Origin of the sequence: Aeromicrobium sp. Sec7.5 (assembly GCF_036867135.1) — a bacterium.
Lineage (GTDB): Bacteria > Actinomycetota > Actinomycetes > Propionibacteriales > Nocardioidaceae > Aeromicrobium.
In genome coordinates this window covers 422,888-447,551 of record NZ_JBAJIJ010000001.1, presented here as the reverse complement: position 1 = coordinate 447,551, position 24,664 = coordinate 422,888, and the positions used below count along the sequence as shown (strand labels likewise).

The following is a 24,664-nucleotide window of genomic DNA, read 5'->3' as shown; positions in this document are numbered from 1 at the left end:
CCACGACCGTGGTTGTCGCTCCAGACAAGCGGGCTGCCCCGGAGTGCGCAGAAGTACCGGCACAGGCTCGCAGTTAGTCATTTTCTACTAAGACTCGGCGCGAATCTGGTCAACCACCACGAGAATGATCAACGTGGAGCCGTCAAAGTGATGCCAGTCACACGTATTGGCGTGCTCCTCCGCCCGCCTCCCCCGCGTGACGATCTTGGATATTCAGACAACATCGAAGGGTGACCCATGACGAACCTCGCTGGTCTGCTCGAGGACAGCGCCTGGTCCTTCCCCGATCGCGAAGCGATCATCCTGGGGGACACACGACTGACCTACGGCCAGGTGAACGCGGCATCGAACCAGGTCGCTCATCTGCTGACCTCTCGAGGCGTCCAGCCCGGCGACAAGGTCGCCCTGAGCTGTCCGAACCTCCCGTACTTCTCCATCGTCTACTTCGGAATCCTCAAAGCAGGTGCGGTCGTCGTGCCCTTAAACGTGCTGCTCAAGGGCCGCGAGGTCGCCTATCACCTCGCCGACTCCGAGGCGAAGGCCTTCTTCGCCTTCGAGGGAACGGCCGACCTCCCCATCGGCATCGAGGCCTTCGCGGGGTTTGAGGCGACGCCCGGCTGCACCGACTTCTTCGTCATCACCGCCGATCCGGGCGCGGAACCGCCGATCGCGGGTACCCAGACCTTGGGCCAGGGCGTCAACGGGCAGCCGCCCACCTTCGATTCCATCGCGGTGGACGACGACGACACTGCCGTCATCCTCTACACGTCCGGCACCACGGGCCAGCCCAAGGGGGCCGAGCTGCGGCACCGCAACATGCGCGACAACGCCCTGGCCGGCGCGGACCTGTTCGGTGCCGACGCCGAGAACCCCGACACGTACCTATGCGTCTTGCCGCTGTTCCACTCCTTCGGCCAGACGGTCATGCAGAACGGCGCCTTCGCCTTCGGCGGCACCGTCGTGATGCTGCCGCGCTTCGAGCCAGCGGCTGCGCTCGGTCTGATGCTTCGCGAGTCCGTCACCTTCTTCGGCGGAGTGCCCACGATGTACTGGAGCCTGCTCAGCGTCCTGGACGAGTCGATCGACATCGCTCGACTCGCCGAGAACCTCCGCGTCGCGGTGGCCGGCGGGGCCGCGCTCCCGGTCGAGGTCCATCGCCAGTTCCAGGAGCGCTTCGGGGTCACGGTGCTCGAGGGCTACGGCTTGTCCGAGACGTCGCCGGTCGCGAGCTTCTCGCGTCTCGGATCTCAGGTACGGGTCGGGTCGATCGGTACACCGATCACCGGCGTGGAGATGACACTCATCGACCCGGGCAGCTGGGAGGAGCTGAAGCCAGGTGAGGACGTCATCGGGGAGATCGCGATCCGCGGCCACAACGTCATGAAGGGGTACTACAACCGACCCGAGGCAACCCGTGAGTCCATCAGTCCCGATGGTTGGTTCCGAACGGGAGATCTTGCGCACAGGGACGCCGACGGGTGGTACTTCATCGTCGACCGTTCCAAGGACATGATCATCCGCGGCGGATTCAACGTGTACCCCCGGGAGATCGAGGAGCTGCTGATCACCCACCCCTCCGTGTCACTCGCGGCTGTCATCGGAGTGCCGCACGAGTCGCACGGTGAGGAGATCAAGGCGTACGTGATCCCTGAGCCCGGAGGGACCGTCACGCCTGACGAGCTCGTCGAGTGGAGCAAGGCGCAGCTCGCCGCCTACAAGTACCCGCGGGTGGTCGAGGTCGTCGAGACTCTCCCGATGACCGCCACTGGCAAGATCCTCAAGCGGGAGCTGCGATGACGGAGCGCGACGAAACTCGGCGGGACGCTTGAGGGAGAGGGGAGCGGTTCGATGACGGATCAGAAAGCCGACGGCCTGGCGCGATGGTTGAGCGTGTTCATCGCCCGAGAGTCGGAGCCGGACGCACGCAGCCGCTGGGTCGACGACACGACGAACTCCATCCTCGAAGAGGTGCCGGAGATCGCGAACGCCGACGGTATCGGGATCGGCATCCGCGACACGGTGGCCGAGCACTGGGCGTCGTTCCTCCGACAGCTCTCGGAGCCGAGCTTCACGTTCCACCTCGTCGACCGTGCCAAGCTGCTTGCCGTCGAGGTCGCGAACTCGAGGTTGACCGTCGAGACACTCATCCGCTTCTACCGGGTGGCTCAACAGACGACCTGGGCCTACATCTCGCGCGAGGTCGAGAAGCTCCCCGACGACGAGTTCGATCACGGCGACGTCCTGATCTATTTCTGGGATCGAGCGAGCCAGTGGATCGATCAGTCGATCACGGCCTCGATCGCGACGTTCCACGAGGAGCGCGGCCGGGTACAGGCCGGTGCGGCCGCGCAACGGTACGAGACCGTGCTCGACGTGCTCAACGGCCAGCATGATGACCCGCGTCGCATCTCCACGGCACTGGGCGGCTATCCGATGTCGGTCGTGCACAGCGCACTGGTTCTGACGTGCGACGAGCATGACGGAGTCAGCAGGCTCGAACAGCTCGCCCACGATCTCGCACGCAGCATCGGCGTGACGCAGCCGTTGCTGGTCCGACCGGGTGGTCGACGCCTGTGGGTATGGATCGGGACGCGCACCGAGCCTGGGCTCGACACGCTGGTCGCCGAGTTTGACCGCAAGGCCGGCTCCGGCACGCGGGCGGGAATCGGCTCCGGGTGGCCTGGCACCGCAGGGTTCATCGCCAGCTTCAAGGAGGCCGAGGGTGCCCTGCGGCTTGCCGGGTCCGGATCGGTGCCGGCGATCTGCCAGTACGGCGAGGTCGAGCTCCTCGTGCTCCTTGGTTGCACCCCCCAGGTCGATCGATTCGTCAGCCGTACCCTCGGCGGGCTCGCTGCCAACGACGAGGCGACCGCTCGCCGGCGGGAGACGATCTCGGCCTACCTGGAGGCCGGCGGAAACGTCGACGATGCCGCGGTCGTCCTCCAGGTGCACCGCAACACGGTTCGATACCGCATCGCGCAGGCGGAGAAGGCGCTCGATCTGAACATCAGCCGCCTGAGTCCATCCATGACGGTGGCGCTCCAGCACCTGGACGCCTTCCATGCGGGCGGGTCACCGGAGCTCGTCACGCATCCCGGGCCTTGAAGCCGGGCCGGTCATGCCGGCAGCGTCTGCTTGGTTCCCGAGCCGTCTTCGACGCGCGCCGTCGCGAACTCCACGGCCTCGTCCCACGACCCACGGGCGACGATCCGGCGACGAAGCTTCATGATGTCCCCGCCACGGTCGATCGTCAGAGCTCCGACGATGCGGTCGCCACGGCGGTAGAGGACCACGCTGCCTGGCCCCCCGGGGCCGATCACCACTTCCTCGGTCCGCAGCGACGTGCCGACGAACTGCAGGCGATGCCCGTACCAGTTCGACCAGAAGTAGGGAATGCCACTGATCTTCTCGGGATCGCCCTCGCCTCGGATGGCGTTGCGCCCGGCGATCGCGCCCTGCTCGGCCGCGTTCGTCCAGTGCTCGACTCGCAGAAGATCGCCCCCGAACACCTCGTAGGGGACATGCGCAACGTCGCCGGCGGCCCAGATTCCCGGCACGCTCGTCGCGAGATCGTCCCCGCAGACGATCCCTCCGTCTGCCTCCAGGGCCACATCCGAGTTCGTGAGCCAGTGCGTCGCCGGAGTTGCTCCGATACCGACGACCGCCAGGTCCGCAGGCAGCTCGGACCCGTCGGTCAGGACCACGCCCGTGAGCCGGCCACCACGTGAAGCGAAGCTCGCGACGCCGACCTCCGTGCGGAGCTCGACACCCGCCGCGCGGTGAAGGTCGACACACATCTCGCCAACCTGCCTCCCGACAGAACGGGTCAGTGGGACGGGCTCACTGTCGATGATGGTGACGTGAAGGCCTCGCTGGAGCGCGGCGGATGCCACCTCCGAACCGACGAAGCCGGCGCCGACGATCACGACTCGTGCTCCTTGGTCGAGGTGGCGTCGCACCTCTGCGGCATCTCGATCTGTCCGCAGACCCACGACGCCGGACACGGAGTCCTGCCCGTCCAGCTTGCGGGCGTTGGAGCCTGTGGCCACCAGCAGGCTGTCGTAGGCCAGTCGCCGGCCGTCACTCAGCTGGAGGGAGCGACGGTCCGTGTCGACGCCCTCGACGCGCGTCCCGAGAATCACGTCCGTGCCGAGCTCCTCGCGCAGCTGGACCGTCGAACGGAACGGGGTGACCTGGTCGAGCGGCCCCTCGGCTAGGAACGACTTCGAGAGTGGCGGTCGGTCGTACGGTGGGTGGTCCTCGGCACCGACAAGCGTGAGCGATCCTCGCCATCCAGTACCGCGGACGGCCTCGATGGCCCGGAGGCCTGCCAGTCCGCCGCCGACCACCACGAGGTTCCGTTCGTCATCGAACTCGGTCACAGTCAGTCCTCGAGCCGCAGAGCGAGAACGGGGCACGCCTGCGTGGCGGACTGGACGTGGGCGCGATCCGACTCCGGCACGACGTCGTTGAGCACTTCGAGAATGTCGTCGTCGCCGACCTCGAAGTAGTCGTTCGCCATCGCTTCGCACATGCCGAGGCCTTCGCACTTGTCGCGATCGACGTGGATGGTCGGCATCAGCCCCCGACCGCCTGACGCGGATCGATCGGGACGAAGTCGACCTTCTCGCGGACCCCGCAGTCCGGGCAGCACCAGTCGTCGGGGATGTCGGACCACGCTGTGCCTGCAGCGAAGCCCTCGAGCTCGTTGCCCTCGACGACGCGGTACGTGTGACCGCAGCCCGGGCACTTCGCGGCCAGAACTTCATCGGCGAAGTCCTGCGCCGTGGCATCCTCGAGGATCGCGGCGTCGCGTGCGAGGAGATCCTCCGGGATCGGGAACTTGCGACGCAGCTTCTTTTCCTTGCCCGGCTGCACGTTCGCGAGGCGAATGTCGCCGTCGTAGTGGTCGATCACGCGCTTGTCCATGAGCCTGCGGAACAGGGGCGGGAAGAGCGCCACGACGATCATGCCCGTGTACCCCGTGGGGAGGACGGGAGCGTCCTTGAAGTCACGCAGGGCCTGGTACCGCCGCGTGGGATTCGCATGGTGGTCGCTGTGACGCTGCAGGTGGTAGAGCAGGACGTTCGTGGCGATGTTGTTGGAGTTCCACGAGTGCGCCGGGGTGACGCGCTCGAAGCGGTGCTTGTCTCCCTTGCCGACCTTCTGCCGCAGCATCCCGTAGTGCTCCATGTAGTTCACGATCTCCAGCAGGGAGAACCCGACGACGGCCTGGATCAGCAGGTACGGCAGAACCGACAGCGGCGACACGTCGGCTGCGACGTACAGCACCGCCAGCAGGCCACCCCACAGCACCACCGACATCAACCACGCGTTGAGGACGTCGTTGCGCAGGTGGAAGGGGTGCGTGTCCTTGCGGCGGTAGCGCTTGGACTCGACCCCCCAAGCGCTCTTGAGCGAACCGAAGACCGTGCGGGGCCAGAAGCGGTACAGGCTCTCGCCGAGACGTGCGCTGGCGGGATCCTCGGGGGTGGCCACACGCACGTGGTGTCCCCGGTTGTGCTCGATGTAGAAGTGTCCGTAGAAGGTCTGGGCCAAGGCGATCTTGGAGAGCCAACGCTCATTGGCCTCCCGCTTGTGGCCGAGCTCGTGCGCGGTGTTGATGGCGACTCCGCCCACCACGCCGATGGACACGGCGAGACCGATCTTGCCGCCGACCGACAGGTCAGCGGTGGCGAGATACCACATGGACAGGATGAATCCGACGTACTGGACCGGGAGGTACACGTAGGTGACCCACCGGTAGTACCGATCGTTCTCCAGCGCCTCGATGATGTCATCAGGCGGATTGGTGTCGTCGTAACCCGCCGCGAGATCGATCAACGGGATCAGCCCGAGGAAGACGACGGGCGTCATCCAGAGCCAGAGCTCGAGTCCCGTCGCGTTCTCCAACGCCAGTCCGGTGAGCGGCAACATGGGCACCACGAGCCCGAGGACCCAGAGGTACCGCTTCTTGTCACGCCACAAAGGGGCGGGGCTCTCTGAGCTCGTTCGGGGATCACTGAACGTGGTCATTCGCGCCTCCTGAAGTTTCGTGCGACCTCGACGTCGCGCCTCGAACTTCACAGTGACAGCCGTCACAGCCCGCGATCTCGGTGCACGGCACAACTTTCGGGTGCTCAGTTGGCTCCTCTGACAACTGAGCGCCGCAGCTCGATTCGACTGGCACCGATGACCACCGTGCGCTTGGCGCGCTGGCCAACACGACGCTTGCGTCGCCCGCTGCGACCTCCGGATGATGCCAGGCTGGCCGAACGTCCACGGATCGCGGGCCAGCGTGCCGCGCGGCGGCAACACGCCAGCTCGACCATGCTGGGGCAGACCTTGAGTAGCTGGGCGTCCGAACTACGCCGGACGCCTGAATGTCGAGACACGTGAGCGAGGTGGATACCGTGGCTGAGCAAGAGGTGCGCTCCCGCATCCGCGCACACGTCCTCGAGCATCTCGACCAAGTGACTGAGCGGGTCGTCGCCGCGATCCAGACGGAGATCCCGGCATATGCGACGCTGTCGCGCGACCAGGTCGCGGAGGTCACCGACATCGCCTCCTGGGGGACGCTGCGCATCCTCGACCTGTGGGTCGAGGACGTCGGGCTCACCGCCGACGACCTGCGCCGGTTCAGGGGCATCGGCGCGGCCCGTGCGCTCGACGGCCGCCCGCTTCCCGCGGTGCTGCGCGCCTACCGCCTGGCCGGGGCCGAGCTCACGGCGACGGTCGAGCGGGTCGACCCCGACCTGCTGACCGTGGCCGACACGATGGCGCTGGCCCGCCTCTGGATGGCGTCGATGGACGCGCTGTCCGAGGCGATCTACGAGGGCTACCGGGCGGCGGCGGACCGCGTCAGCGTCGACCGCGACCGTGCGGTCGGCGACCTCGCCGCCGACCTGCTCGTCGGCCGCCAGGTGACCCGCACCAACCTCGCCGACCGCGCCCGCGAGCTCGCCTCCGATCTGGACCGGACCGATGCGCCGGCGCCAGCGCAGCCGCACGATCTGCCGCTTGACCTGCTCGGGCGTGCGGTCGGGGCAGGTCTTCGGCCGACTCGAACGATCGACCATCCCCGCATTCCCTTCGGCTCGGAACCTGGCGGCCCATTTGCGGGCCGTCGGGACCGAGACCATGAACATCTTCGCCGCCACAGTCGGCGACCACTGGTCTTCGACGATGAGCTTGGCGAGCCTCAACCGGGCGCGTGGGGTCAGAGCAGCGTTAGCGTGGGACATGAAGGCCTCCTGCAGGTGTGAGCGGTTCCTAGACAGCTCCACTCTCACCACAGGAGGCCTTCACCGTCACCTCAACCGGCAACAACGTCCCTGGACATCACATCTAGCCCTCAGTGCCGTCGAGGCCCATCGCGGCGGCTTCGACACGGCCGCAATGGCTCTAGCGGTCAACGTGGTCGAGTCGGCGATCAACCAAGTCATGCCGTCCAGATCCCACGACGCCTGGAAACTCGTCGACTTCCCCTTGGAGCATGCTCCGTTTCTGTACCTGCGGGGATTCGTCGCTCTGCTGCCGATGACGACGCTCTACGAGAGCTGGAAACCCGGATTCGGAACGAGGCCGCAGAACCTGTCGCGCCATGTGGTTGCCCACGGCCTGACTGGCCTCGATGAACGGCCCGAAGAGCCGATCATCGCCCTGATGTATGCGGCATCGATTCTCCGAGGACTTCAGGACTGGATAGAACTAGACCTCGACGGAGTCGCTGCACAGGCACGACGCGACGCGAAGGCTGCATCCAGGAACGCGAAGTAGTCGAGAACTCCTCAGCCCGTGCCATTGTTTCGCAGTCTCCCTCCCCACCGTCACCGACCGCCATAGACATCCACACACCTCTTTCACTCAGCGTTCGGGTGATCACCGAGACCCACTTTCGGGCCTTGGGGGGTGTGACGGTTTCTCTGCACAAGCTCTCGGCCGGGTCGGGGTACGACTACCTGACCCGGCAGGTTGCTGTGCAGGACTCGACCGAGCTGGGGCGCTCGCAGCTCGCGGACTACTACACGGCAAAGGGCGAAGCGCCCGGTCGATGGATCGGCTCGGGGATGGTCGGGATCGACGGGATCGAGGCGGGGGACGTCGTCACCTCCGAGCAGATGCTGCGGCTTTTCGGGCACGGTTGCGACCCGATCACCGAGGCGCCATTGGGCCGTCGCTTCGCCGTCCTGACAGACGAGACCGGGGCCGAGTTCGACCGCCGGGTCAAGGAGAAGCTGCAGCACCTACGCGCTGATCCGAGGCTCGACGGTGCCGATCGGAGGGCGCTTCGGTCGCGGGCGATGACCGAGGTCGCGCGGGACTTGTTCGTCGCGCAGCACGGTCGGAAGCCGGCGAATCAGCGCGAGCTCGATGCTGCGCTGAAGCGGTTCAGTCGTCCGTCACGGGCGGCAGTGTCGGGGTTCGATCTGACGTTCTCGCCGGTGAAGTCGGTCTCGACCTTGTGGGCGATCGCGCCTCGCGAGGTCGCTGAGGTGATCGAGCAGGCCCACGACAAGGCTGTCGCCGATGCGCTCAGGTTGTTGGAGCGGGAGGCGTTGTTCACTCGCGAGGGCAAGCAAGGTGCCCGCCAGGTCGAGACGCGCGGGCTCATCGCGACGGCATTCACCCACCGTGATTCGCGCGCTGGCGATCCTGATCTGCACACGCACGTGGCGGTCGCGAACAAGGTCCAGACCAAGGACGGCAAGTGGTTGTCGATCTACGGTCGGGTGCTCTACGAGTCGGTCGTCGCGGTCTCGGAGACCTACAACACCGCGCTCGAACGCCATTTGGTCGCAGACCTCGGACTGCGGTTCGAAGAGCGTCCCGACACCAGCCGTGGTCGTCCGATTCGTGAGGTCGCGGGCGTTGATCCGACGTTGAACGCGGCATGGTCGAAGCGCAGACGCGACATCGTGTCGCGCCAGGGCGAGTTGTCGGCGACCTTCCAGCGCGGCCACGGCCGACCGCCGACGCAGACTGAGGCGATCGCGCTGGCGCAGCAGGCGAACCTCGAGACCCGCACCGCCAAGCACGAACCTCGCTCGTTCGCCGAGCAGCGAGCCACCTGGAGAGGCGACGCGATCACGGTTCTGGGATCCGAACTCGCCATCGACACCATGGTCGACGCGGCGTTGACGTCGCCGGTCTCACCCGGCGAGCGGGTCACGCAGGCCTGGTTCACCGACGCCGCGCACCGCACGATCGCCGAGCTGCAATCACGTCGAGCGACATGGAAGCCGACCCACGTCAGGGCCGAAGCCCAGCGGCAGGTTCGGGCCGCTGACTGCCCAGTCCAGCACATCGAGCGCGTCGTCGACGACCTCGTCAAGGCCGTGGTCGCGCACATGTCGGTCGCGCTGACGCCGGACCTTGACCCGATCGATGACCCCGAAATCCTGCGACGTTCGGACGGCACTCGCGTCTACCGGCACACGGGGCACGACCTCTACACCAGCCCGGGGATCCTGGCCGCCGAAGCCCGCATCGGCGACGCGGCCGCCATGAGCGGCGGCCGCACAGTGTCACCCGAGACGGTGCGGATGGCGGTGGTCGAGGCGGCCGCGAACGGCACCACACTCAACCCCGGCCAGGTCGAGCTGGTCTCGCAGATGGCCACCAGCGGCGCACGCCTCCAGGTCGGGATCGCCGCCGCCGGCACCGGCAAGACAACCGCGATGCGCGTCCTCGCACACACCTGGGCTGCCGATGGTGGTGACGTCATCGGGTTCGCCCCGTCGGCATCGGCGGCCGCGAACCTGCAGGCCGAGACCGGCATGCGGTCCGACACCCTCGCCAAGCTCACCCATGCATCCGGCGAGGAACTCAGGGCTTCGATCGGACCCGGGACGTTGGTGGTGATCGACGAAGCCGGCATGGCCGACACTCTGAGTCTCGATGCCGCGATCACCCACGCCCTCCACCGCGGTGCATCGGTCCGGCTGATCGGCGACGACCGACAACTCTCCGCCGTCGGCGCTGGCGGAGTCCTGCGCGACATCGCCGCCACCCACGGGGCCGTGCGCCTGGACGAGGTGATGCGGTTCTCCGACCCCGCCGAAGCAGCCGCCACCATCCAGCTCCGCGAAGGCAACCCCGCCGCGCTCGGGTTCTACCTCGACACCAACCGCATCCACCTCGGCGACGCCACGACCTGCGCCGACGACGCACTCCACGCATGGTCGACAGACCGGGCCGCGGGCCTGGATTCGATCATGATCGCCCCCACCCGCGACCTCGTCACCACCCTCAACGAACGCGCGCGATCCGCTCGACTCGGCGACCACCAGCCCCCTGTCGAAGTCGCGCTGGCGGACGGGACATCTGCCTCGCTAGGCGACACGATCCTGACCCGCCGCAACGACCGACGGCTCGCGACGAGCGAGTCGGACTGGGTCAAGAACGGCGACCGCTGGACCATCACCGGCATCAGCGATGCCGGCATCCGAGCGCGCCACACCGACACCGGACTGCACGTCGACCTACCGAAGTCGTACGTCGTTGAGCATGTTGACCTCGGGTACGCGACCACCGTCCACACCGCCCAGGGGGTCACCGCCGACACCATGCACGGCATCGCGACCGGCGATGAATCGCGTCAGCTCCTCTACACAATGCTGAGTCGAGGCCGGCACGCCAACCACCTCCATCTGGCCATCGCCCCCGACGGCGACCCGCACCAGGTGATGCGCGCCGACACCCTCGACACGACCACAGCGACCGAGGTCCTCGAGGCCATGATCCGCCGCGACGACTCCGTCCTCACCGCGAGCGAGACCGCGCGGCTCGCGTCCAGCGACGAGGCCCGTCTGCACACCGCGGTCGTCCGCTACGCCGACGCAGTCCACGCCGGATCAGTGCAAGCTGCCCCACCCGGACGCGCTCTGGAGCTGGCTCAGCACGCCGAGAACTGCGTCCCGGGCATCACCGAAGAGAAGCCGTGGGCGTCACTGCTCGCCGAGATCCAACTTCGCGAAGCCGATGGCAGCAACGGCAAAGACCTGCTCGAGATGCTCGCCCGGCCCTCGATCGTCTCCGGAGCGGACAGCCCAGCCGACGCCATGGGACGAGTGCTCCACGAGATTGAGCCCATCCGCGGTGGGCCTCTTCGCTGGCTCCCGCGCATCCCCTCACAGCTCGCCCAAGACCCGACCTGGGGGCCGTACCTCCGCGAACGCAGGGAACAAGTCGCGGACCTGCGACACGTCATCCGGCAGACCTCGATCGACGAGACCGAACCCGCAGCGTGGGCTCCCACCGGAGCACCACTGGACCGTCACACCGTCGCCGATGTCAACGTCTGGCGTGCCGCCTACGGCATCACTGATCCCGCTCAAATCACCGGCCCACCACGAGTGGACTTCGTCGAACGAACCCAGCAGAGCACCCTCGACCGGCTTGTCGTGAACGAGGCCGGCCGCGATGCCAAGGCCTGGATCGGTCCGATCGTCGACATCGTCGGGCGATACGACGGGCATACCGTCGCTCTCGCCAACGAGCTCGCGGTGCTCGCGGTGCTCGCGGACTCCGGTCGCAACAGCCGTGGTCTTCTCACGACTGCGGCCGCCGAGGGTGATCTCCCCGACGATCACGCCACCGCCGCACTCCACTCACGGATCACGCGGCTCGCCGCACCGCCCCAGACAGGCCGTACCTCCACGCCGTTGCCTCGCCCCATGGACAGACCTGAATATCGCCCGGACCGCACGCACCCTCCGGGTCCATCGCGCTGACGGACCCACGGCGCTGGCAGGCCGTCATCCACAGACTGCGCGGCTCCGAAGTTATCCACCGATCGACACTCACCTGCCGCGATGCGAACCAATGTGAACCAACGTGATCACCGACGGCCCCATTTGGGCCTTGTAGTACGAACCCGAGGTCAGTCACGAAGCGAGGCGAACGATGAACGAACCACCCGTCGGCAAGCCATTGGTCCCGCTGCTCCTGAGCGTCGAGCAAGCCGCAGAGATGCTGGGCATCGCACGCACATCGATGTTTAAACTCATCGGCACAGGAGAGGTCGAGTCAGTCCAGGTCGGGCGGCTTCGACGCATACCCATGGCCTGCTTGGAGGAGTTCGTCGAGCGCCTCCGCGGGTCCGGTCAGCGGGAGACCTGACGTGACGGGGCGCAATCCGAACGCAGCGTCGACGGTCTACCTCGGCAACGACGGCCGCTGGCACGGACGAGTCAGCGTGGGCGTGAAAGGCGACGGATCACCGGACCGACGGCACGTCACGGGTAAGTCCAAGTCCGCCGTGGTAACGAAGGTCCGCAAGCTAGAGAAGCTCCGCGACGCGGCACGCACGCCCGCCGTCGGATCGAAATGGACCGTAGAGACCTGGTTGCTCTACTGGCTCGAGTCCATCGTCCGGCCGAGCCTTCGCCACTCCAGCTACCAGGCGTATCGCACCGCGGTGGTGAAGCACCTGATCCCCGTCATCGGCGCCCAACGACTCGATCGCCTGACACCGGAACACCTCGAGTCGGCGTACAGTCGGATGATCCAACGCGGCGCCCGACCGGCCACCGCACACCAAGCACATCGCACGGTCCGCACTGCACTGGGCGAAGCAGAACGGCGCAACCACGTCGTTCGAAACGTCGCGACTCTCGCCCGCGCGCCGAGGGTCCACGTCGAGCAGGTCGAGCCGCTGACGCTCGAGGAAGTACAACTGATCCTCGCCGCGGCGAAAGAGGTACGCAACGGCACACGGTGGGCGGTCGCACTCGCTCTCGGACTCCGACAGGGCGAAGCGCTCGCGCTCAGGTGGTCCGACATCGACCTCGAGACGCGCTCGCTCCGCGTCCGCGCGACGAGACTTCGCCCCGTCTACGAACACGGCTGCGGCGGCACGTGCGGCAAAACCCCCGGCCGCTGCCCACAGGCACGACGCAGCAACGGGGTGCTCGGCCCAACGAAATCCTCGGCCGGCCAACGTGTCATCGGACTACCCACAGCGCTCGTCGACCTCCTCGAGCAACACCGCGAAACACAGGCCGCCGAGCGGCGACATGCCGCATCGCTCTGGACCGAGGAGAACTGGGTCTTCGCCACCCACACCGGCGGGCCGATCAACCTCAACTCCGACTACGTCGCCTGGCGCGACCTGCTGAAGTCAGCAGGCGTCCGCCACGTCCGACTACACGACGCCCGCCACACCGCCGCCACCGTTCTGCTCGTCCTCGGCGTTCCGGAACGGACCGTCATGTCGATCATGGGCTGGTCCAGCACCTCAATGGCCGCGCGCTACCAGCACGTCACCGACCCGATCAGGCGCGAGGTGGCAGACCGAGTGGGCGGGCTGCTGTTTCCGTCGCGCCCAGGACAGCGGCACCAGGGCGTCTTAGACCAAGCACCTACCGACCGTGACTAATCCTCGACGTCCAATGTGACGTCGTCAGGCAACTCGGTGATAGGTCGGATGTGAGGAAGTGTGAACGCCGGGTAGAGGCTCTTCCCCACGGCCGACTGAATATGTTCTCGGGCGTACGGGTGGATCGTGGGCGGCGCCATCACAAGAGTGAACGCAGCAAGCTTCGGCAGGTCAGCTTCTGTGAAGATCCGATCGTCGCGCACGCTGTACTGGGCTGCCCAGTCGCAAGCAATCCGCCACGCAAGTCGTTCCCCCATGACCTCTGGATCAATCTCTGATGGCTCGCTAGGCAGCCCCTGGGCATCGCCGATGAGAGCCCAGACCTCGTACCGAACCCAACAGAGAAGATTGCCTTCTTCAACTTCAGCTCTCGTCTCAAGCGACGACTTGGTCACCAACTCGAACTCGCCGGTCCGATACCGAGACTCGAACTCCTCGTCCATGAGGAAAACGCCTGTCAGATCTACGTCCCTCAACACGTCGGCGGCATCGTCACGCAGTTCGCGCACGGAACGCGAGCTCATCCTGCGTCGATCTGCTGGACCGGGCCCGTCGTAAAGACCCGGCTGTACCTAGACGTTTTCGAAGTAGCAGGGGTTCCCTCGATACCGACGGCCCGGATGAACCCGTAGGTCTCCTGCCGAGGCTCCGAATATTCGCAGTCTCCTACGATCCAAAGTTCAGAGGCGGCCGCAACACCGGCGCGGATCCACTGGCCGGCGCTCGAATCACCGAATTCGGACCAGGACAGCGCGGGGGACAGCACCAGACGGTGCAGGTGGGCGTCGATCTCCGCGATCTCAGGAGGCGTCAGATGCACCAGGCCATCGTCCAAACCGATCTGGGCCAACCAAGAATTCACCGCCGCCCAATTCCAGACCTTCATCGGGCCCTTCGATCCGCCGATGCCGTGCTCGTGATGCGGCGGGGGGAACCCACCTGGACCTCGGGACCCGAGAACCCAGTTCCTGACCAGTTCTCGACTCACATCAACCCGCTGGGCGATTTCCGTCGTGTTCACGAAGTCGTCAAACACGGCCGTAACGGCACCCAGCCCCGAGTGCTCCAAAATTCGGGAGAACGTGCAGGCCGCCTCCACGGGAGACGAATCAACGTGCAGGATCGCAAGTGTCGCGCCCGCTCGAGATTCCCACTGCACATCGGGGAACTTCGGAAGCACCTGCTCATCGAATTCGTCGCTTAGAAGGTTGACGCCCTCAATCACGAGGGCAATTTCGATCGCCATGACCCTCCCTACGGCCGGTCGAACAACTTTACTCTGAAGTGTAGGCATATGCCAACATGATCACGAGCGCAATCTCAGTTTCAGGGCAGCACACCGATCTTGCGCTCGCTCGATCCGCTGAGCCAAGCCCTCGGCTGCAACTACTTGATCCGCCCGGCTCAGGGTTTCCTCCGCCGCGATAACGAGCTGCGATGGAGTCGACTCCTCTAGCCCTGTGCCCGCGAGCGCGGCGCTGGCGCGATCTGCCATCCGGTTCGCCTCCAGCTCCAGCACTTCCGCCTCCGCGAGAAGGGTGTCGGCATCGTCGGCACAACGGCTCGCCTGCTCGAGGAGTTCATCCGACCCCAAGCTCGCCGTCGCTCGCGATAGCAGCGACGTCGCCCCTTCGAGAAGCCGCTCCGCGTCCTTCAACAGTCGAGCTGCCTCGTGATCGTCCGGCTCAGGACCCTGCTCGCTGCTGTGCGGACAGGTTCGGATGAGTGTGAGCGCCCGCTTTGCATACGTCTCCGAACCGGTCGCGGACGAGTAGATCTTCGTCGCACATGCCGAGTCGAGCGAGTCTGGCTTCTCAGCGCAGGAGATCTTGCCGAATGCGTGATCGGAGAATGGCCGAAAGAACCATCCGCGGGCGTGAGCTTCCCTCATGACATCTCGCCATTGCGTCTCCGGATGAGTCGGCCACGCGTGGGCAGAAGACAGCCACGTGGCCATGCGGTCACCTCCCTGCGAGTGCGGTCTCTGACCTTATCGGCCGCCCCCCACCAGACCGAGGAACGCAAGACGAGCAAGTCTCGAGGTTATCCACAGGCCGTTCTCCCAAGCGGTTGGCTCACCGGCGAGTCGTCGAACTGGTCCTACTCTCGCAATGAACAGGCGTCGAGCCAGAGCGACAGACGATTACAAACTCAGATCGACGCTCTCCAACTGAGACCAACTGAGACCAAAACTGAGACCAAACGCGAAATCGGGCCCCGCACCGAGTAGGTACGAGGCCCGATTTTTCCTGCAATTGCAGCGGAGGATAGGGGATTCGAACCCCTGAGAGCTTGCACTCAACCCGCTTTCCAAGCGAGCGCACTAGGCCACTATGCGAATCCTCCGCGGACGAGGCTACCGGTGCGAACGCAGCTGCGGCGAACTGGGCTGCCGCATTGCCCCGGGACGGCGGGTGAGTGAAACTCGAGAAGCAGTATCCGATCCACCGCACGAGGGAGCTGGCCATGGACCCGATCGAACCGGTGCACAGCGCCGGAGTCCTGCTGATCATCGCGCTCGTCGCGGTCGCTGCGCTGCTCCTGCTGATCATCAAGGTCCGTCTGCACGCGTTCATCGCGCTCGTCCTGGTCAGCGCCGTGACCGCCGTGGCCGCCGGGATCCCGCTGGCTGACGTGTCCACGGCCATGACGTCGGGATTCGCCTCGACGCTGGCCTCGGTCGCCCTCCTGGTCGGATTCGGAGTCATGCTCGGTCGCCTGCTCGAGGTGACCGGGGGCGCGCAGGTGCTGGCCGACACCCTCGTCAATCGCTTCGGGGAGAAGCGGGCGCCGTTGGCGCTCGGCGTCGCGGCACTCATCTTCGGCCTGCCGATCTTCTTCGACGCGGGCCTGGTCGTCTTCCTGCCGATCATCCTCACCGTGGCTCGCCGGTTCGGCGGCTCGCTGCTCTACTACGCACTGCCGGCCGCCGGAGCCTTCGCGGCGATGCACGCCCTGGTTCCCCCTCACCCCGGTCCGGTCGCGGCCGGCACGGCCTTCGGCGGCGACATCGGCGTGATCCTGCTCGTGAACCTGCCGATCGTGCTGGTCGCCTGGTACGTCGGCTCGTACCTGGTCTCGCGCTACCTCGGCGCGCGGATCGACGTGCCCGTGAGCGAGGCGCTGTTCGGTCCCGTGAACGACGGCGCCGAGTCGGCCGACTCCCCCGCACCGGGACCCGGCTCCTCCGGCACGACCACCACGATCGCGCCGCCGACCTTCGGCCTGGTGCTGGGCCTGCTGGCGATCCCGCTCGTGCTCATCGCCTTCAACACCGTCCTGACGACGCTGATCGAAGGCGGCACCATCGCCGAGGGCAACGAGCTCGTGGACTTTCTGATCCTGCTGGGCAACACGCCGATCGCCCTGCTCATCACGCTGCTGGTCGCGATCGCCACGCTCGGCCGGCGCGGGCGCACCCTGGACGAGACCAGGGGCCTGCTCGACCAGTCGCTCGGGCCGATCTGCTCGATCATCCTCGTCACCGGCGCCGGCGGCATGTTCGGCGGAGTGCTGCGCATCAGCGGTATCGGGGAGGCACTCACCTCGTCGCTGAGCGACATCGGCATCCCCCTGCTGCTGCAGGCGTTCGTCATCGCCACGGCCCTGCGCGTCGCCCAGGGATCGGCCACGGTCGCCATCACGACGACCGCCGGACTCATCGCGAGTCAGGCTGACGCGTTGAGCAACATCCAGATCGCCCTCCTGGTCACGGCCATCGCAGCCGGATCGACGGTGCTGTCGCACGTCAACGACTCCGGATTCTGGCTCGTGAGCCGCTTCTTCGGCATGGACGAGAAGACGACCCTGAAGACCTGGACCGTCATGGAGACCACGCTCGGCCTCTCGGCCTTCGCCGTGGCTGCAGCGCTGTATCCACTGATCGGCTGACGGACGCGCCGGGGGCTTGATCGTCACGTGGCCGCGGCCGGTAGGGTGTTCCCAGCCCCTCGCGTGGCGACATCTCACCCAACTCCCCCAGGGCCGGAAGGCAGCAAGGGTCAGTGTGCTCTGTCGGGTACGCGAGGGGTCCTTGCATTCCCGGACACCCCGCCGAGCGGTGGGTGAGCCGTCAGACGCAGCTGTGGGCGGTGAGTGTGCCGTCACGCGCGCGTGTGCGGTGACGGCAGACTCACCGCCCACAGGGGTGCGGTGCCGCAAGGTCAGGCGAGGGGCTCCAGCACGCCGTGGTCGCGGACCGATGCGGCCAGGACGGCCCGGTGCTCGGCACCGTCGCCGAGCCAGTGGTCGAGCGCCGTGAGACGGCTCATGTAGTGACCCACCGAGTACTCCGCCGTCATGCCGATGCCGCCGTGGAGCTGGATCGCCTCCTGGCCGATGTGCCGGCTCGTGCGGCTCACGATCGCCTTGGCACGCGAGGCGGCCTCCGCGGCACGCTCGGGCGCGTCGGCGAGCACGAGCGTGGCCCACATGACGGTGCTGCGGGCCAGCTCCATCGACACGTACAGGTCGGCCGCGCGGAACGTGAGCGCCTGGAACGTGTTGAGCGGGACGCCGAACTGCTTGCGCGTCTTCAGGTACTCGACCGTCTGGCTGAGCGCGACCTCCATGGCCCCGAGCGCCTCGTGCGAGTACGCGATGCGCGCCGCGGCGAGCACCTCGTCGATCGCGGCCGAGCGGTCACCCTGCTCGCCGAGCCGCACCGCGGGGGTGCCGTCGAGCTCGATGCGCGCCGCACGGCCGCCGTCGAACGTGCGGTAGCCGGTGCGGGTGAGGCCCTCGGCGTCACCGGCGACGAGGAAGAGCTCCACGCCGCGGTCGGTGACGGCGCTGACCACGAGCTGGTCGGCACGGGCGCCGTGCAGCACGGGCTCCTTGGCGCCGGTCAGCGTGACCGACTCGCCCTCGCCGGACGCCGACACGGGCTGACCCGAGTCGAGCAGCGCGGGAAGGAGCACGTTCTCGCCGGCCGAGAGGCGGCCGAGCACGTCGGCCCGCTGCTCCGCCGTGCCCGCGGCAGCCACGAGGCCGCCGGCCAGCACGACCGACTCGACGAACGGCTCGGGAGCGAGCACGCGCCCGATCTCCTCGGCCACGATCGAGACCTCGACCGGACCGGCGCCGGCGCCGCCGTCGTCCTCCGAGAACGGCAGCCCGAGGGCGCCGAGCTCGGCGAGCCGGCCCCAGACCTTCTCGTCGAAGCCCGGCTCGGTGTTGGTCGCGCCGCGACGGTCCTCCGAGGACGGGTAGGCCTTGCCGAGCAGTCCGCGGACCGCGTCGCGCAGGGCGACGGTCTCGCTGTCATAGGTGAAGTCCATGTTCCGTCCTCACAGTCCCAGGATCGTGCCGGAGATGATCTGTCGCTGAACCTCGTTCGAGCCGCCGTAGATCGACGCCTTCCGGTAGTTCAGGTACTGCGTCGTCGAGACGCGCGCCCAGTCGGGGGCCGAGGAGCCGTCGCCGGCGCCCGAGGCGAGGGCCCAGGGACCCGCGAGGTCGACGTAGAGCTCGGTCACGGCCTGCTGCAGCTCGGTGCCGCGCAGCTTGAGCACCGAGGAGGCCGGGTGCGGCTTGCCCTCGGCCGAGTGCGCCACGACGCGCAGCGCCGTGAGCTCGAGCGCCATCAGCTCGTTCTCGAGGTCGGCCACACGGCTCGCGAGGACCGGGTCGGAGGAGAGGCGGTCGCCCGCGGCCTCCTTGGCGTCGGCGAGCCAGCGCTTCGTGGTGCCGACCGGCGCGACGCCGACCCGCTCGTTGCCGAGCAGGAACTTGGCGTAGTTCCAGCCCTTGTTCTCCTCGCCGACGAGGTTCTCGGCCGGGACGCGCACGTCCTCGAAGAAGACCTCGTTGACCTCGTGGCCCCCGTCGATCAGCTCGATCGGGCGGACGGTGAGCCCCGGCGTCGTCATGTCGATCAGGAGCATCGAGATGCCGGCCTGCTTCTTGACGTCAGGATCGGTGCGCACGAGCGTGAAGATCCAGTCGCCGTACTGTCCGAGCGTGGTCCACGTCTTCTGGCCGTTGACGACGTACTCGTCGCCGTCCCGCACCGCCGTGGTGCGCAGCGACGCGAGGTCGGATCCGGCGTCGGGCTCGGAGAAGCCCTGCGACCACCAGATGTCGAGGTTGGCCGTCTTGGGCAGGAACCGCTCCTTCATCTCCTCGGAGCCGAAGGCCGCGATGACCGGGCCGATCATGCTGGCGTTGAACGCGAGCGGGATCGGCACGCCGGCGAGCTGCATCTCCTCGTGCCACAGGTGGCGCTGGAGCTGCGACCAGTCGCGGCCGCCCCACTCGACGGGCCAGTTGGGCACCGCGAGCCCTTCGGCGTTCAACGCCTGCTGGGACTCCACGATGTCGTCCTTGCTGAGCTCCTGGCGAGCCAGGACCTTGGCACGAATGTGTTCGGGGAACCGGGTGGTGAAGTACTCCCGCATCTCGTCGCGGAAGCGGGCGTCCTCGTCGGACAGGCGAAGCTTCATGTGACCTCCAGGCCGGGGCTAAGCGCTTGCTTACTCGACAGTAGCCTCCGCGTGGTTCCGTGACCAGACCCGGCGCGGAGATGCCGTCGGGGCGGGGCCGCGGACCGCGGCGGCGACGCCCGGCGGGCGCCTCACCGAGGCAGCGTCATGATGGTGACATGAGCGACGAGACCCGGCAGTGCGACGTCATCGTGATCGGTACCGGCCCGGGGGGCGAGTCGCTCGCGACGCGCCTGGCGAAGGCCGGTCTCGAGGTCGTCGCGGTCGAGTCGCGCCTCGTCGGCGGCGAGTGCCCGTACTGGGGCTGCATCCCGTCGAAGATGTTCATCCGCGCGGCGAACGCCGTCGCCGAGACGCGACGCGTCCCCGGCCTCGCCGGCACCTCCACCGTCGAGCCGGACTTCTCCCTCGTCGCGAAGCGCATCCGTGACGAGGCCACCGACGACTGGGACGACACCGTCGCCGCCGACCGGCTCGCCGACGCCGGCGTCACCCTCGTGCGCGGCCACGGCCGGCTCACGGCCGCTCGCACCGTCGAGGTCGAGGCCGCAGACGGCACCCGGCCCACGTTCACCGCACGTCGCGGCGTCGTCCTGAACCCCGGCACCCGCCCGTCGGCGCCCCCGATCGACGGCCTCGCCGACACCCCGTTCTGGACCAACCGCGAGGCGCTCGAGACCGAGACCCTGCCCGCCTCGCTCGCCGTCGTCGGCGGCGGGCCCATCGGACTGGAGCTGGCGCAGGCGTTCGCCCGGTTCGGCAGCGCGGTCACGATCCTGCAGTCGGGCCCGCGCATCCTCGCCCCCGAGGAGCCGGAGGCCTCCGAGGTCGTCACGGGCGTCCTGCGCGACGAGGGCGTCACGGTGCTGACCGACGCCACGGTGGAGCGGGTCGAGCACGACGGCACGACGTTCCGCGTGACCCACGACGGCACGACCCTCGAGGTCGCCCAGGTGCTGGTCGCCGCCGGACGCAAGCCGAACATCGACGACCTCGGGCTCGACACGATCGGCCTGGAGCCGGGTCGTTCCCTCGACGTCGACGACGCGATGCGGGTCGTCGGCCACGACGGCCTCTGGGCCATCGGCGACGTGGTGGGACGCGGCGCCTTCACGCACGTCTCGATGTACCAGGCGCAGCGCGCCGGTTCGGACGTCCTGGGCGAGGACCTCCCGGCCTACGACGAGACGTTCCCCCGCTCCACCTTCACCGATCCCGAGGTCGGCGGGGTCGGCCTCACCGAGCAGCAGGCCCGCGAGAAGGGCATCGACGTCCGGGTCGGTGTCGCTCCGCTGAACGAGAGCAGCCGGGGCTTCGTGCACGGTCCGGGCAACGAGGGCGTCGTCAAGGTCGTGGTCGATGCGGCCCGCGGCCTGCTGATCGGGGCCACCTTCGTCGGTCCGGCCGGCGGCGAGTCCGTCTCCGGCCTCGGCGTCGCCGTGCGCGCCGAGGTGCCGGTCGAGGTGCTGCGCAACAGCATCTACGCCTACCCGACCTTCTGGCGCGCCGTCGAGACGGCGCTGGGCGACGCGGCGAGCTGAGTCGCGGGCTTCCCGCGGTCGCCGCTCGGCGAATGGTGCGGGACAAGCGGCAAGGACCGCGCGAGGTATCCCGGGAGCCCTGCAGCCGGGCGCCTGCAAGATGTGGACCACCGAGATGTGTGGAGTTTGGGCCCGTTTTGGGGCTCAGAACGGGCCCAAAGTCAGCAAATCGGGGCGGGACCTTTCGCTTCTGGTCCATGCTGCTTGTCGGTCACCACCAGCGGCGTTCGGGTGCCGGCGGTGGCGCCTACTTCTTCTTCGCCCGCGCGCGGAGGGGGCCGACGAGGCGGGGGCCCGCGAGGCGCTGCTCGAGCTTGCGCGACTCGCGGCGCAGCGGCTGCGCGACGTACTCGCCGAGGATCGCGCCGGCCGACAGTGCCAGGGCGACGGCAGCCGCGGTGATGAGCGCGATGACCCCGGTGACGTCGTCGTCGGCCAGCAATGACAGCGCACGGTAGATCGACAGGCCGGGCAGGAGCGGGATGATGCACGCGGTGATGACCACGAGCGGCGGAACCTTGAACCACCCGGCCACCCAGTAGCTGACCAGGCCGATGATCACGGCTGCGACGCCAGCGGCTGCGGCCCGGTCGACGCTGTGCTGGGTCAGGGCGAAGTACGCCCCCGCCGCGAGGGCCGCGAGCAGGGCGATCGGCGCCACGACGCGCTTCGGCGAGTACGCCGTGAAGGCGAAGCTGCCCGCCGTGACGGCCGCTCCGATCGTGACCGTCGGCAGGTCGGACAGGCCTGACGCACCCGGCACGAGCCGCACGTCGACGCCGAGCCCGCCGCCGATGCTGAGGCCCGCCGCGACGCCCACGATGATGCCGGCCGTCGCGATCATGACCTCGAGGAGGCGCGCGTTCGCCGTGATGTAGAAACCCGTCAGCGCGTCCTGGATGGCGCCGATGAAGCCCTGGCCGGCGAGCAGCATGATGATGCTCGCCGTCACCACGATCGACGGGTCGACCGGCACCTCGAGCGCCCGCAGGACGACGGCGAACGTCGTCGCGAGCATCCCGCCGGCGACCTGCGCGTAGAAGAACGGCAGCCGCATGCGCGCCATGTGGCGCTGCAGGATCTCGATGCACGAGCCGGCCACGGCCGCGATGATCAGCACGGCCCAGTCACCGCCCAGCAGCAGCGCGACCCCGGCGCCCGTGAGTCCGGACCCCGCCGTGATCGCCCACCGCTTGCGCGGGTGGCCCGACGACGCGATCCGCGCCACCTCGCTCGCGGCCTCGTCCCGGGTGATCTCGTCGGCCAGGAGCCTGGCCACGACGTAGTCGACTGCCGTCAGGTCGGCGAAGTCGGTCTCCCGGTGGGTCACGTGGCGCGTCAGCGACACGACGGGCTCGTCGACCCCCGACTGGTGGCTGAGGGTCAGCGTCGTGAACGTGACGTCGACCAGGGTCTGGCGCAGCCCGAGGTGGTGCGCGACCGACGACATCGTGGCCGTCACGTCGGCCGCGCCGGCGCCGTTGGACAGCAGCAGCTCCCCGATCCTCAGCGAGAGGTCGAGGGTGCGTTGGCGATCGTGGACTTCAGTCATGTCGTCCCCATTGTGCGTGGCTATGCTCGCCCCATGTCAGCGTGGGTCGAGGACGTGCTGGGTGCCGGCTACGAACAGCGGACGATCGATCTCGGGACCGATCCCGATGGCGAGGGCGAGGTCGTCGCGACCCTCGTCCGGGCCCGACCGGCCACGGGCCCCCTGGGGCGGGAACCCCGTCGGGCGTTCCTGTGGGTGCACGGGTTCAGCGACTACTTCTTCCAGACCGAGCTGGCCGAGTTCTTCGCCGAGCGCGGCTACGCCTTCTACGCGCTCGACCTGCGCAAGTGCGGCCGCTCGCGCCGACCGGGCCACACGCCGCACTACGTCTCCGACCTGACGCTCTACGACGCCGAGCTCGACGCCGCGATCGCGATCATCCGCGAGGAGACCGGTGGCTTCGAGGTCGTGCTCGGCGCCCACTCCACGGGCGGACTGATCCTCCCGCTGTGGCTGGCCCGCCGCGGCGCCCGCGAGATCGGGGTGACCGCGCTGGTGCTCGACAGTCCCTGGTTCGACCTGCAGGGCTCGCCCTGGATACGATCGGTCGGCACGCAGGTCATCCGCACCGTGTCGCGGCTACGACCATTCGAGCGGCTCCCCCTCCCCGATGGCGACGCGTACGGCGCGAGCCTGCACACGAGCGGCGCCGGCGAGTGGGACTACGACACCGAGTGGAAGCCCCTGACCGGCTTCCCCGTGACCTTCGGCTGGCTCAACGCGGTGCGCCGCGGCCACGCCACCCTGCACCGGGGCCTCGACCTGGGCATCCCCTCCCTCGTGCTGCGGTCCGACAGGACGTGGTTCGCCCGCAGGCACGGACCCCGCACCGACGCCAGCGACGCGGTGCTGGACGTCAAGCAGATCGCGCGGTGGGCCGGCTGCCTCGGCGGCTCGGTCACCTCGCTGCCGATCCCCGGCGCCCGCCACGACGTCTTCCTGTCGCAGGCGGCGGCACGAGCGGCCGCCTACGCCGCGATCGACCGCTGGTCGGCCTTCCACGACCTGGACTGAGCCGAGCCGAGTCGTGCTGCACTCCTTCCACCTCGCCGAGGTCCCCGCCGGCGCGACGGCCCGCGCCATGGCGCGCCGCCCCGGGGCTCGTCGGCCGGTCCCGGGGCTGCGGCTCGCCGAGCCGATGGGAAGCATGCGTCTCGGGGCGCCGGTCGTCTCGACCGACCGGATGCAGCTGCGCCGGCTCGCGATGTTCTGCGCGTGGGACGACGAGTCGGCGCTCGACGCGTTCCTCGCGAGCGACCCGCTCGGTCGACGTCTCGCCGACGGCTGGCACGTGCGCCTGGAGTTCCTGCGGCGCTGGGGCCGTGTCGCCGAGCTGGCCGACCTGCCGGAGGTGGCCGGGCGCAGCGATCCCGAGGAACCCGCGGTCGCCTTCACGCTCGCACGCATGAAGATCCCCGAGGTGCCCCGCTTCCTGCACTGGGGTCGTCCCGTCGAGCGTTTCGTGCGCGACCACCCCGGCGTGACCCTGGCGCTCGCCGCGGCACGCCCCCCGCGCACCGTCGCGACGTTCACGATCTGGCGCACGACCCGGGCGATGACCGACATGGTGTTCGGCCGCAGCGCCGGCGACGCCCCGCGCCGCCACGCCGACGCCATGGTCGAGCGGGAGCGTCGCGACTTCCACCACGAGTTCACGACCCTGCGGTTCCGGCCCGTCGCCGAGCACGGCAGCTGGCAGGGCCGCACCGGGATCGTCCCGCGCTAGGCCCGCCGTCCCTGGTCGCCG

The 24,664-nt window shown here is 68.2% G+C and carries 19 protein-coding genes, 1 tRNA gene, 1 other RNA gene and 1 pseudogene; 11 read left to right on the top strand and 11 right to left on the bottom strand.

The annotated features are described in order from the left end of the window. The first annotated feature begins 237 nt into the window (after positions 1-237). Entirely contained in the window at positions 238-1,797 is a 1,560-nt protein-coding gene (locus V6S66_RS02220) for a long-chain-fatty-acid--CoA ligase (protein WP_334205143.1), read from the top strand. Between the two features lie 51 nt (positions 1,798-1,848). After that, a complete protein-coding gene (locus tag V6S66_RS02215) occupies positions 1,849-3,105 on the top strand; it encodes a PucR family transcriptional regulator (RefSeq protein ID WP_290582478.1) in 1,257 nt (418 codons plus the stop codon). 11 nt (positions 3,106-3,116) lie between these two features. Here the strand turns inward: V6S66_RS02215 and V6S66_RS02210 are convergent, their stop codons facing one another. The 4 genes and pseudogenes from V6S66_RS02210 to V6S66_RS02190 form a co-directional block, all read right to left on the bottom strand. Beyond that, positions 3,117-4,349 (bottom strand): NAD(P)/FAD-dependent oxidoreductase, encoded by a 1,233-nt coding sequence (locus tag V6S66_RS02210; RefSeq protein WP_334207209.1) that lies wholly within the window; start codon positions 4,347-4,349, stop codon positions 3,117-3,119. A 35-nt stretch (positions 4,350-4,384) separates the two neighbouring features. After that, on the bottom strand, positions 4,385-4,579 hold the full coding sequence (locus tag V6S66_RS02205; protein WP_290582482.1) for a ferredoxin: 195 nt from the start codon (positions 4,577-4,579) through the stop codon (positions 4,385-4,387). Further along, positions 4,579-6,036, bottom strand: a complete 1,458-nt coding sequence (locus V6S66_RS17005; protein ID WP_442885881.1) for a fatty acid desaturase — start codon at positions 6,034-6,036, stop codon at positions 4,579-4,581. The genes V6S66_RS02205 and V6S66_RS17005 overlap by 1 nt, the downstream gene beginning before the upstream one ends. Positions 6,037-6,929: 893 nt before the next feature. Next, a pseudogene (locus V6S66_RS02190) lies at positions 6,930-7,244 on the bottom strand (leucine zipper domain-containing protein); the annotation flags it as partial. Between V6S66_RS02190 and V6S66_RS02185 the strand changes: the two are divergent. The 4 genes from V6S66_RS02185 to V6S66_RS02170 all read left to right on the top strand — a co-directional run bounded on the left by V6S66_RS02185 (position 7,243) and on the right by V6S66_RS02170 (position 13,381). Further along, positions 7,243-7,779: a hypothetical protein gene (locus tag V6S66_RS02185; protein ID WP_290582486.1), complete on the top strand. Its 537-nt coding sequence runs from the start codon at positions 7,243-7,245 to the stop codon at positions 7,777-7,779. The pseudogene V6S66_RS02190 and the gene V6S66_RS02185 sit on opposite strands and share 2 nt — an antisense overlap. A gap of 134 nt (positions 7,780-7,913) precedes the next feature. Further along, positions 7,914-11,735 carry a MobF family relaxase gene (mobF, locus tag V6S66_RS02180; RefSeq protein ID WP_334205142.1) on the top strand — a complete coding sequence of 1,274 codons (3,822 nt, stop codon included), beginning with the start codon at positions 7,914-7,916 and terminating at the stop codon, positions 11,733-11,735. A 172-nt stretch (positions 11,736-11,907) separates the two neighbouring features. Then, positions 11,908-12,123 carry a helix-turn-helix domain-containing protein gene (locus V6S66_RS02175; RefSeq protein WP_334205141.1) on the top strand — a complete coding sequence of 72 codons (216 nt, stop codon included), beginning with the start codon at positions 11,908-11,910 and terminating at the stop codon, positions 12,121-12,123. 1 nt (position 12,124) lies between these two features. Next, entirely contained in the window at positions 12,125-13,381 is a 1,257-nt protein-coding gene (locus V6S66_RS02170; RefSeq protein ID WP_334205140.1) for a tyrosine-type recombinase/integrase, read from the top strand. Here V6S66_RS02170 and V6S66_RS02165 read toward each other — a convergent pair. From V6S66_RS02165 to V6S66_RS02150, 4 genes are all read right to left on the bottom strand, one after another. Continuing rightward, positions 13,378-13,890 (bottom strand): hypothetical protein, encoded by a 513-nt coding sequence (locus tag V6S66_RS02165; RefSeq protein WP_334205139.1) that lies wholly within the window; start codon positions 13,888-13,890, stop codon positions 13,378-13,380. The genes V6S66_RS02170 and V6S66_RS02165 overlap by 4 nt on opposite strands. Positions 13,891-13,901: 11 nt before the next feature. Next, the gene (locus V6S66_RS02160; RefSeq protein ID WP_334205138.1) at positions 13,902-14,627 is read right to left on the bottom strand and encodes a helix-turn-helix transcriptional regulator; all 726 of its coding nucleotides are present in this window, start codon (positions 14,625-14,627) and stop codon (positions 13,902-13,904) included. Positions 14,628-14,687: 60 nt separating this feature from the next. Further along, entirely contained in the window at positions 14,688-15,338 is a 651-nt protein-coding gene (locus V6S66_RS02155; protein ID WP_334205137.1) for a hypothetical protein, read from the bottom strand. Positions 15,339-15,642: 304 nt separating this feature from the next. Next, a tRNA-Ser gene (locus tag V6S66_RS02150) sits at positions 15,643-15,727 on the bottom strand. 120 nt (positions 15,728-15,847) lie between these two features. Between V6S66_RS02150 and V6S66_RS02145 the strand changes: the two genes are divergently transcribed. Then, positions 15,848-17,272, top strand: coding sequence for a GntP family permease (locus V6S66_RS02145; RefSeq protein ID WP_334205136.1), 1,425 nt, complete (start codon positions 15,848-15,850; stop codon positions 17,270-17,272). Positions 17,273-17,322: 50 nt separating this feature from the next. Further along, positions 17,323-17,419, top strand: an RNA gene (gene ffs / locus V6S66_RS02140) — signal recognition particle sRNA small type. 125 nt (positions 17,420-17,544) lie between these two features. On the opposite strand, the gene V6S66_RS02135 is transcribed toward ffs, so the two are convergent. Together V6S66_RS02135 and V6S66_RS02130 are read right to left on the bottom strand one after the other, a co-directional pair. Further along, positions 17,545-18,660, bottom strand: a complete 1,116-nt coding sequence (locus V6S66_RS02135; protein WP_334205135.1) for an acyl-CoA dehydrogenase family protein — start codon at positions 18,658-18,660, stop codon at positions 17,545-17,547. Positions 18,661-18,669: 9 nt separating this feature from the next. Beyond that, complete coding sequence (locus V6S66_RS02130) at positions 18,670-19,824, bottom strand: acyl-CoA dehydrogenase family protein (RefSeq protein WP_334205134.1); 1,155 nt, start codon at positions 19,822-19,824, stop codon at positions 18,670-18,672. 158 nt (positions 19,825-19,982) lie between these two features. On the opposite strand from V6S66_RS02130, the gene V6S66_RS02125 reads away from it, so the two are divergent. Further along, positions 19,983-21,365 carry a dihydrolipoyl dehydrogenase family protein gene (locus tag V6S66_RS02125; protein WP_334205133.1) on the top strand — a complete coding sequence of 461 codons (1,383 nt, stop codon included), beginning with the start codon at positions 19,983-19,985 and terminating at the stop codon, positions 21,363-21,365. Positions 21,366-21,612: 247 nt separating this feature from the next. On the opposite strand, the gene V6S66_RS02120 is transcribed toward V6S66_RS02125, so the two are convergent. Then, positions 21,613-22,917 carry a threonine/serine ThrE exporter family protein gene (locus V6S66_RS02120; protein WP_334205132.1) on the bottom strand — a complete coding sequence of 435 codons (1,305 nt, stop codon included), beginning with the start codon at positions 22,915-22,917 and terminating at the stop codon, positions 21,613-21,615. Positions 22,918-22,950: 33 nt separating this feature from the next. Between V6S66_RS02120 and V6S66_RS02115 the strand changes: the two genes are divergently transcribed. Then, a complete protein-coding gene (locus V6S66_RS02115; protein WP_334205131.1) occupies positions 22,951-23,931 on the top strand; it encodes an alpha/beta hydrolase in 981 nt (326 codons plus the stop codon). A gap of 13 nt (positions 23,932-23,944) precedes the next feature. Next, positions 23,945-24,643, top strand: a complete 699-nt coding sequence (locus V6S66_RS02110; RefSeq protein WP_334205130.1) for a hypothetical protein — start codon at positions 23,945-23,947, stop codon at positions 24,641-24,643. Positions 24,644-24,664 lie beyond the last annotated feature (21 nt).

Excerpts from the sequence above, each read along its gene's own strand:
- V6S66_RS02120 (WP_334205132.1), bottom strand. The coding sequence starts at position 22,917 with ATGACTGAAGTCCACGATCGCCAACGCACCCTCGACCTCTCGCTGAGG.
- V6S66_RS02115 (WP_334205131.1), top strand. The coding sequence starts at position 22,951 with ATGTCAGCGTGGGTCGAGGACGTGCTGGGTGCCGGCTACGAACAGCGG.
- V6S66_RS02175 (WP_334205141.1), top strand. The coding sequence starts at position 11,908 with ATGAACGAACCACCCGTCGGCAAGCCATTGGTCCCGCTGCTCCTGAGC.
- V6S66_RS02155 (WP_334205137.1), bottom strand. The coding sequence starts at position 15,338 with ATGGCCACGTGGCTGTCTTCTGCCCACGCGTGGCCGACTCATCCGGAG.
- V6S66_RS02145 (WP_334205136.1), top strand. The coding sequence starts at position 15,848 with ATGGACCCGATCGAACCGGTGCACAGCGCCGGAGTCCTGCTGATCATC.
- V6S66_RS02185 (WP_290582486.1), top strand. The coding sequence starts at position 7,243 with ATGAAGGCCTCCTGCAGGTGTGAGCGGTTCCTAGACAGCTCCACTCTC.
- V6S66_RS02220 (WP_334205143.1), top strand. The coding sequence starts at position 238 with ATGACGAACCTCGCTGGTCTGCTCGAGGACAGCGCCTGGTCCTTCCCC.
- V6S66_RS02215 (WP_290582478.1), top strand. The coding sequence starts at position 1,849 with ATGACGGATCAGAAAGCCGACGGCCTGGCGCGATGGTTGAGCGTGTTC.
- V6S66_RS02160 (WP_334205138.1), bottom strand. The coding sequence starts at position 14,627 with ATGGCGATCGAAATTGCCCTCGTGATTGAGGGCGTCAACCTTCTAAGC.
- V6S66_RS02205 (WP_290582482.1), bottom strand. The coding sequence starts at position 4,579 with ATGCCGACCATCCACGTCGATCGCGACAAGTGCGAAGGCCTCGGCATG.
- V6S66_RS02130 (WP_334205134.1), bottom strand. The coding sequence starts at position 19,824 with ATGAAGCTTCGCCTGTCCGACGAGGACGCCCGCTTCCGCGACGAGATG.
- V6S66_RS02135 (WP_334205135.1), bottom strand. The coding sequence starts at position 18,660 with ATGGACTTCACCTATGACAGCGAGACCGTCGCCCTGCGCGACGCGGTC.
- V6S66_RS02125 (WP_334205133.1), top strand. The coding sequence starts at position 19,983 with ATGAGCGACGAGACCCGGCAGTGCGACGTCATCGTGATCGGTACCGGC.
- V6S66_RS17005 (WP_442885881.1), bottom strand. The coding sequence starts at position 6,036 with ATGACCACGTTCAGTGATCCCCGAACGAGCTCAGAGAGCCCCGCCCCT.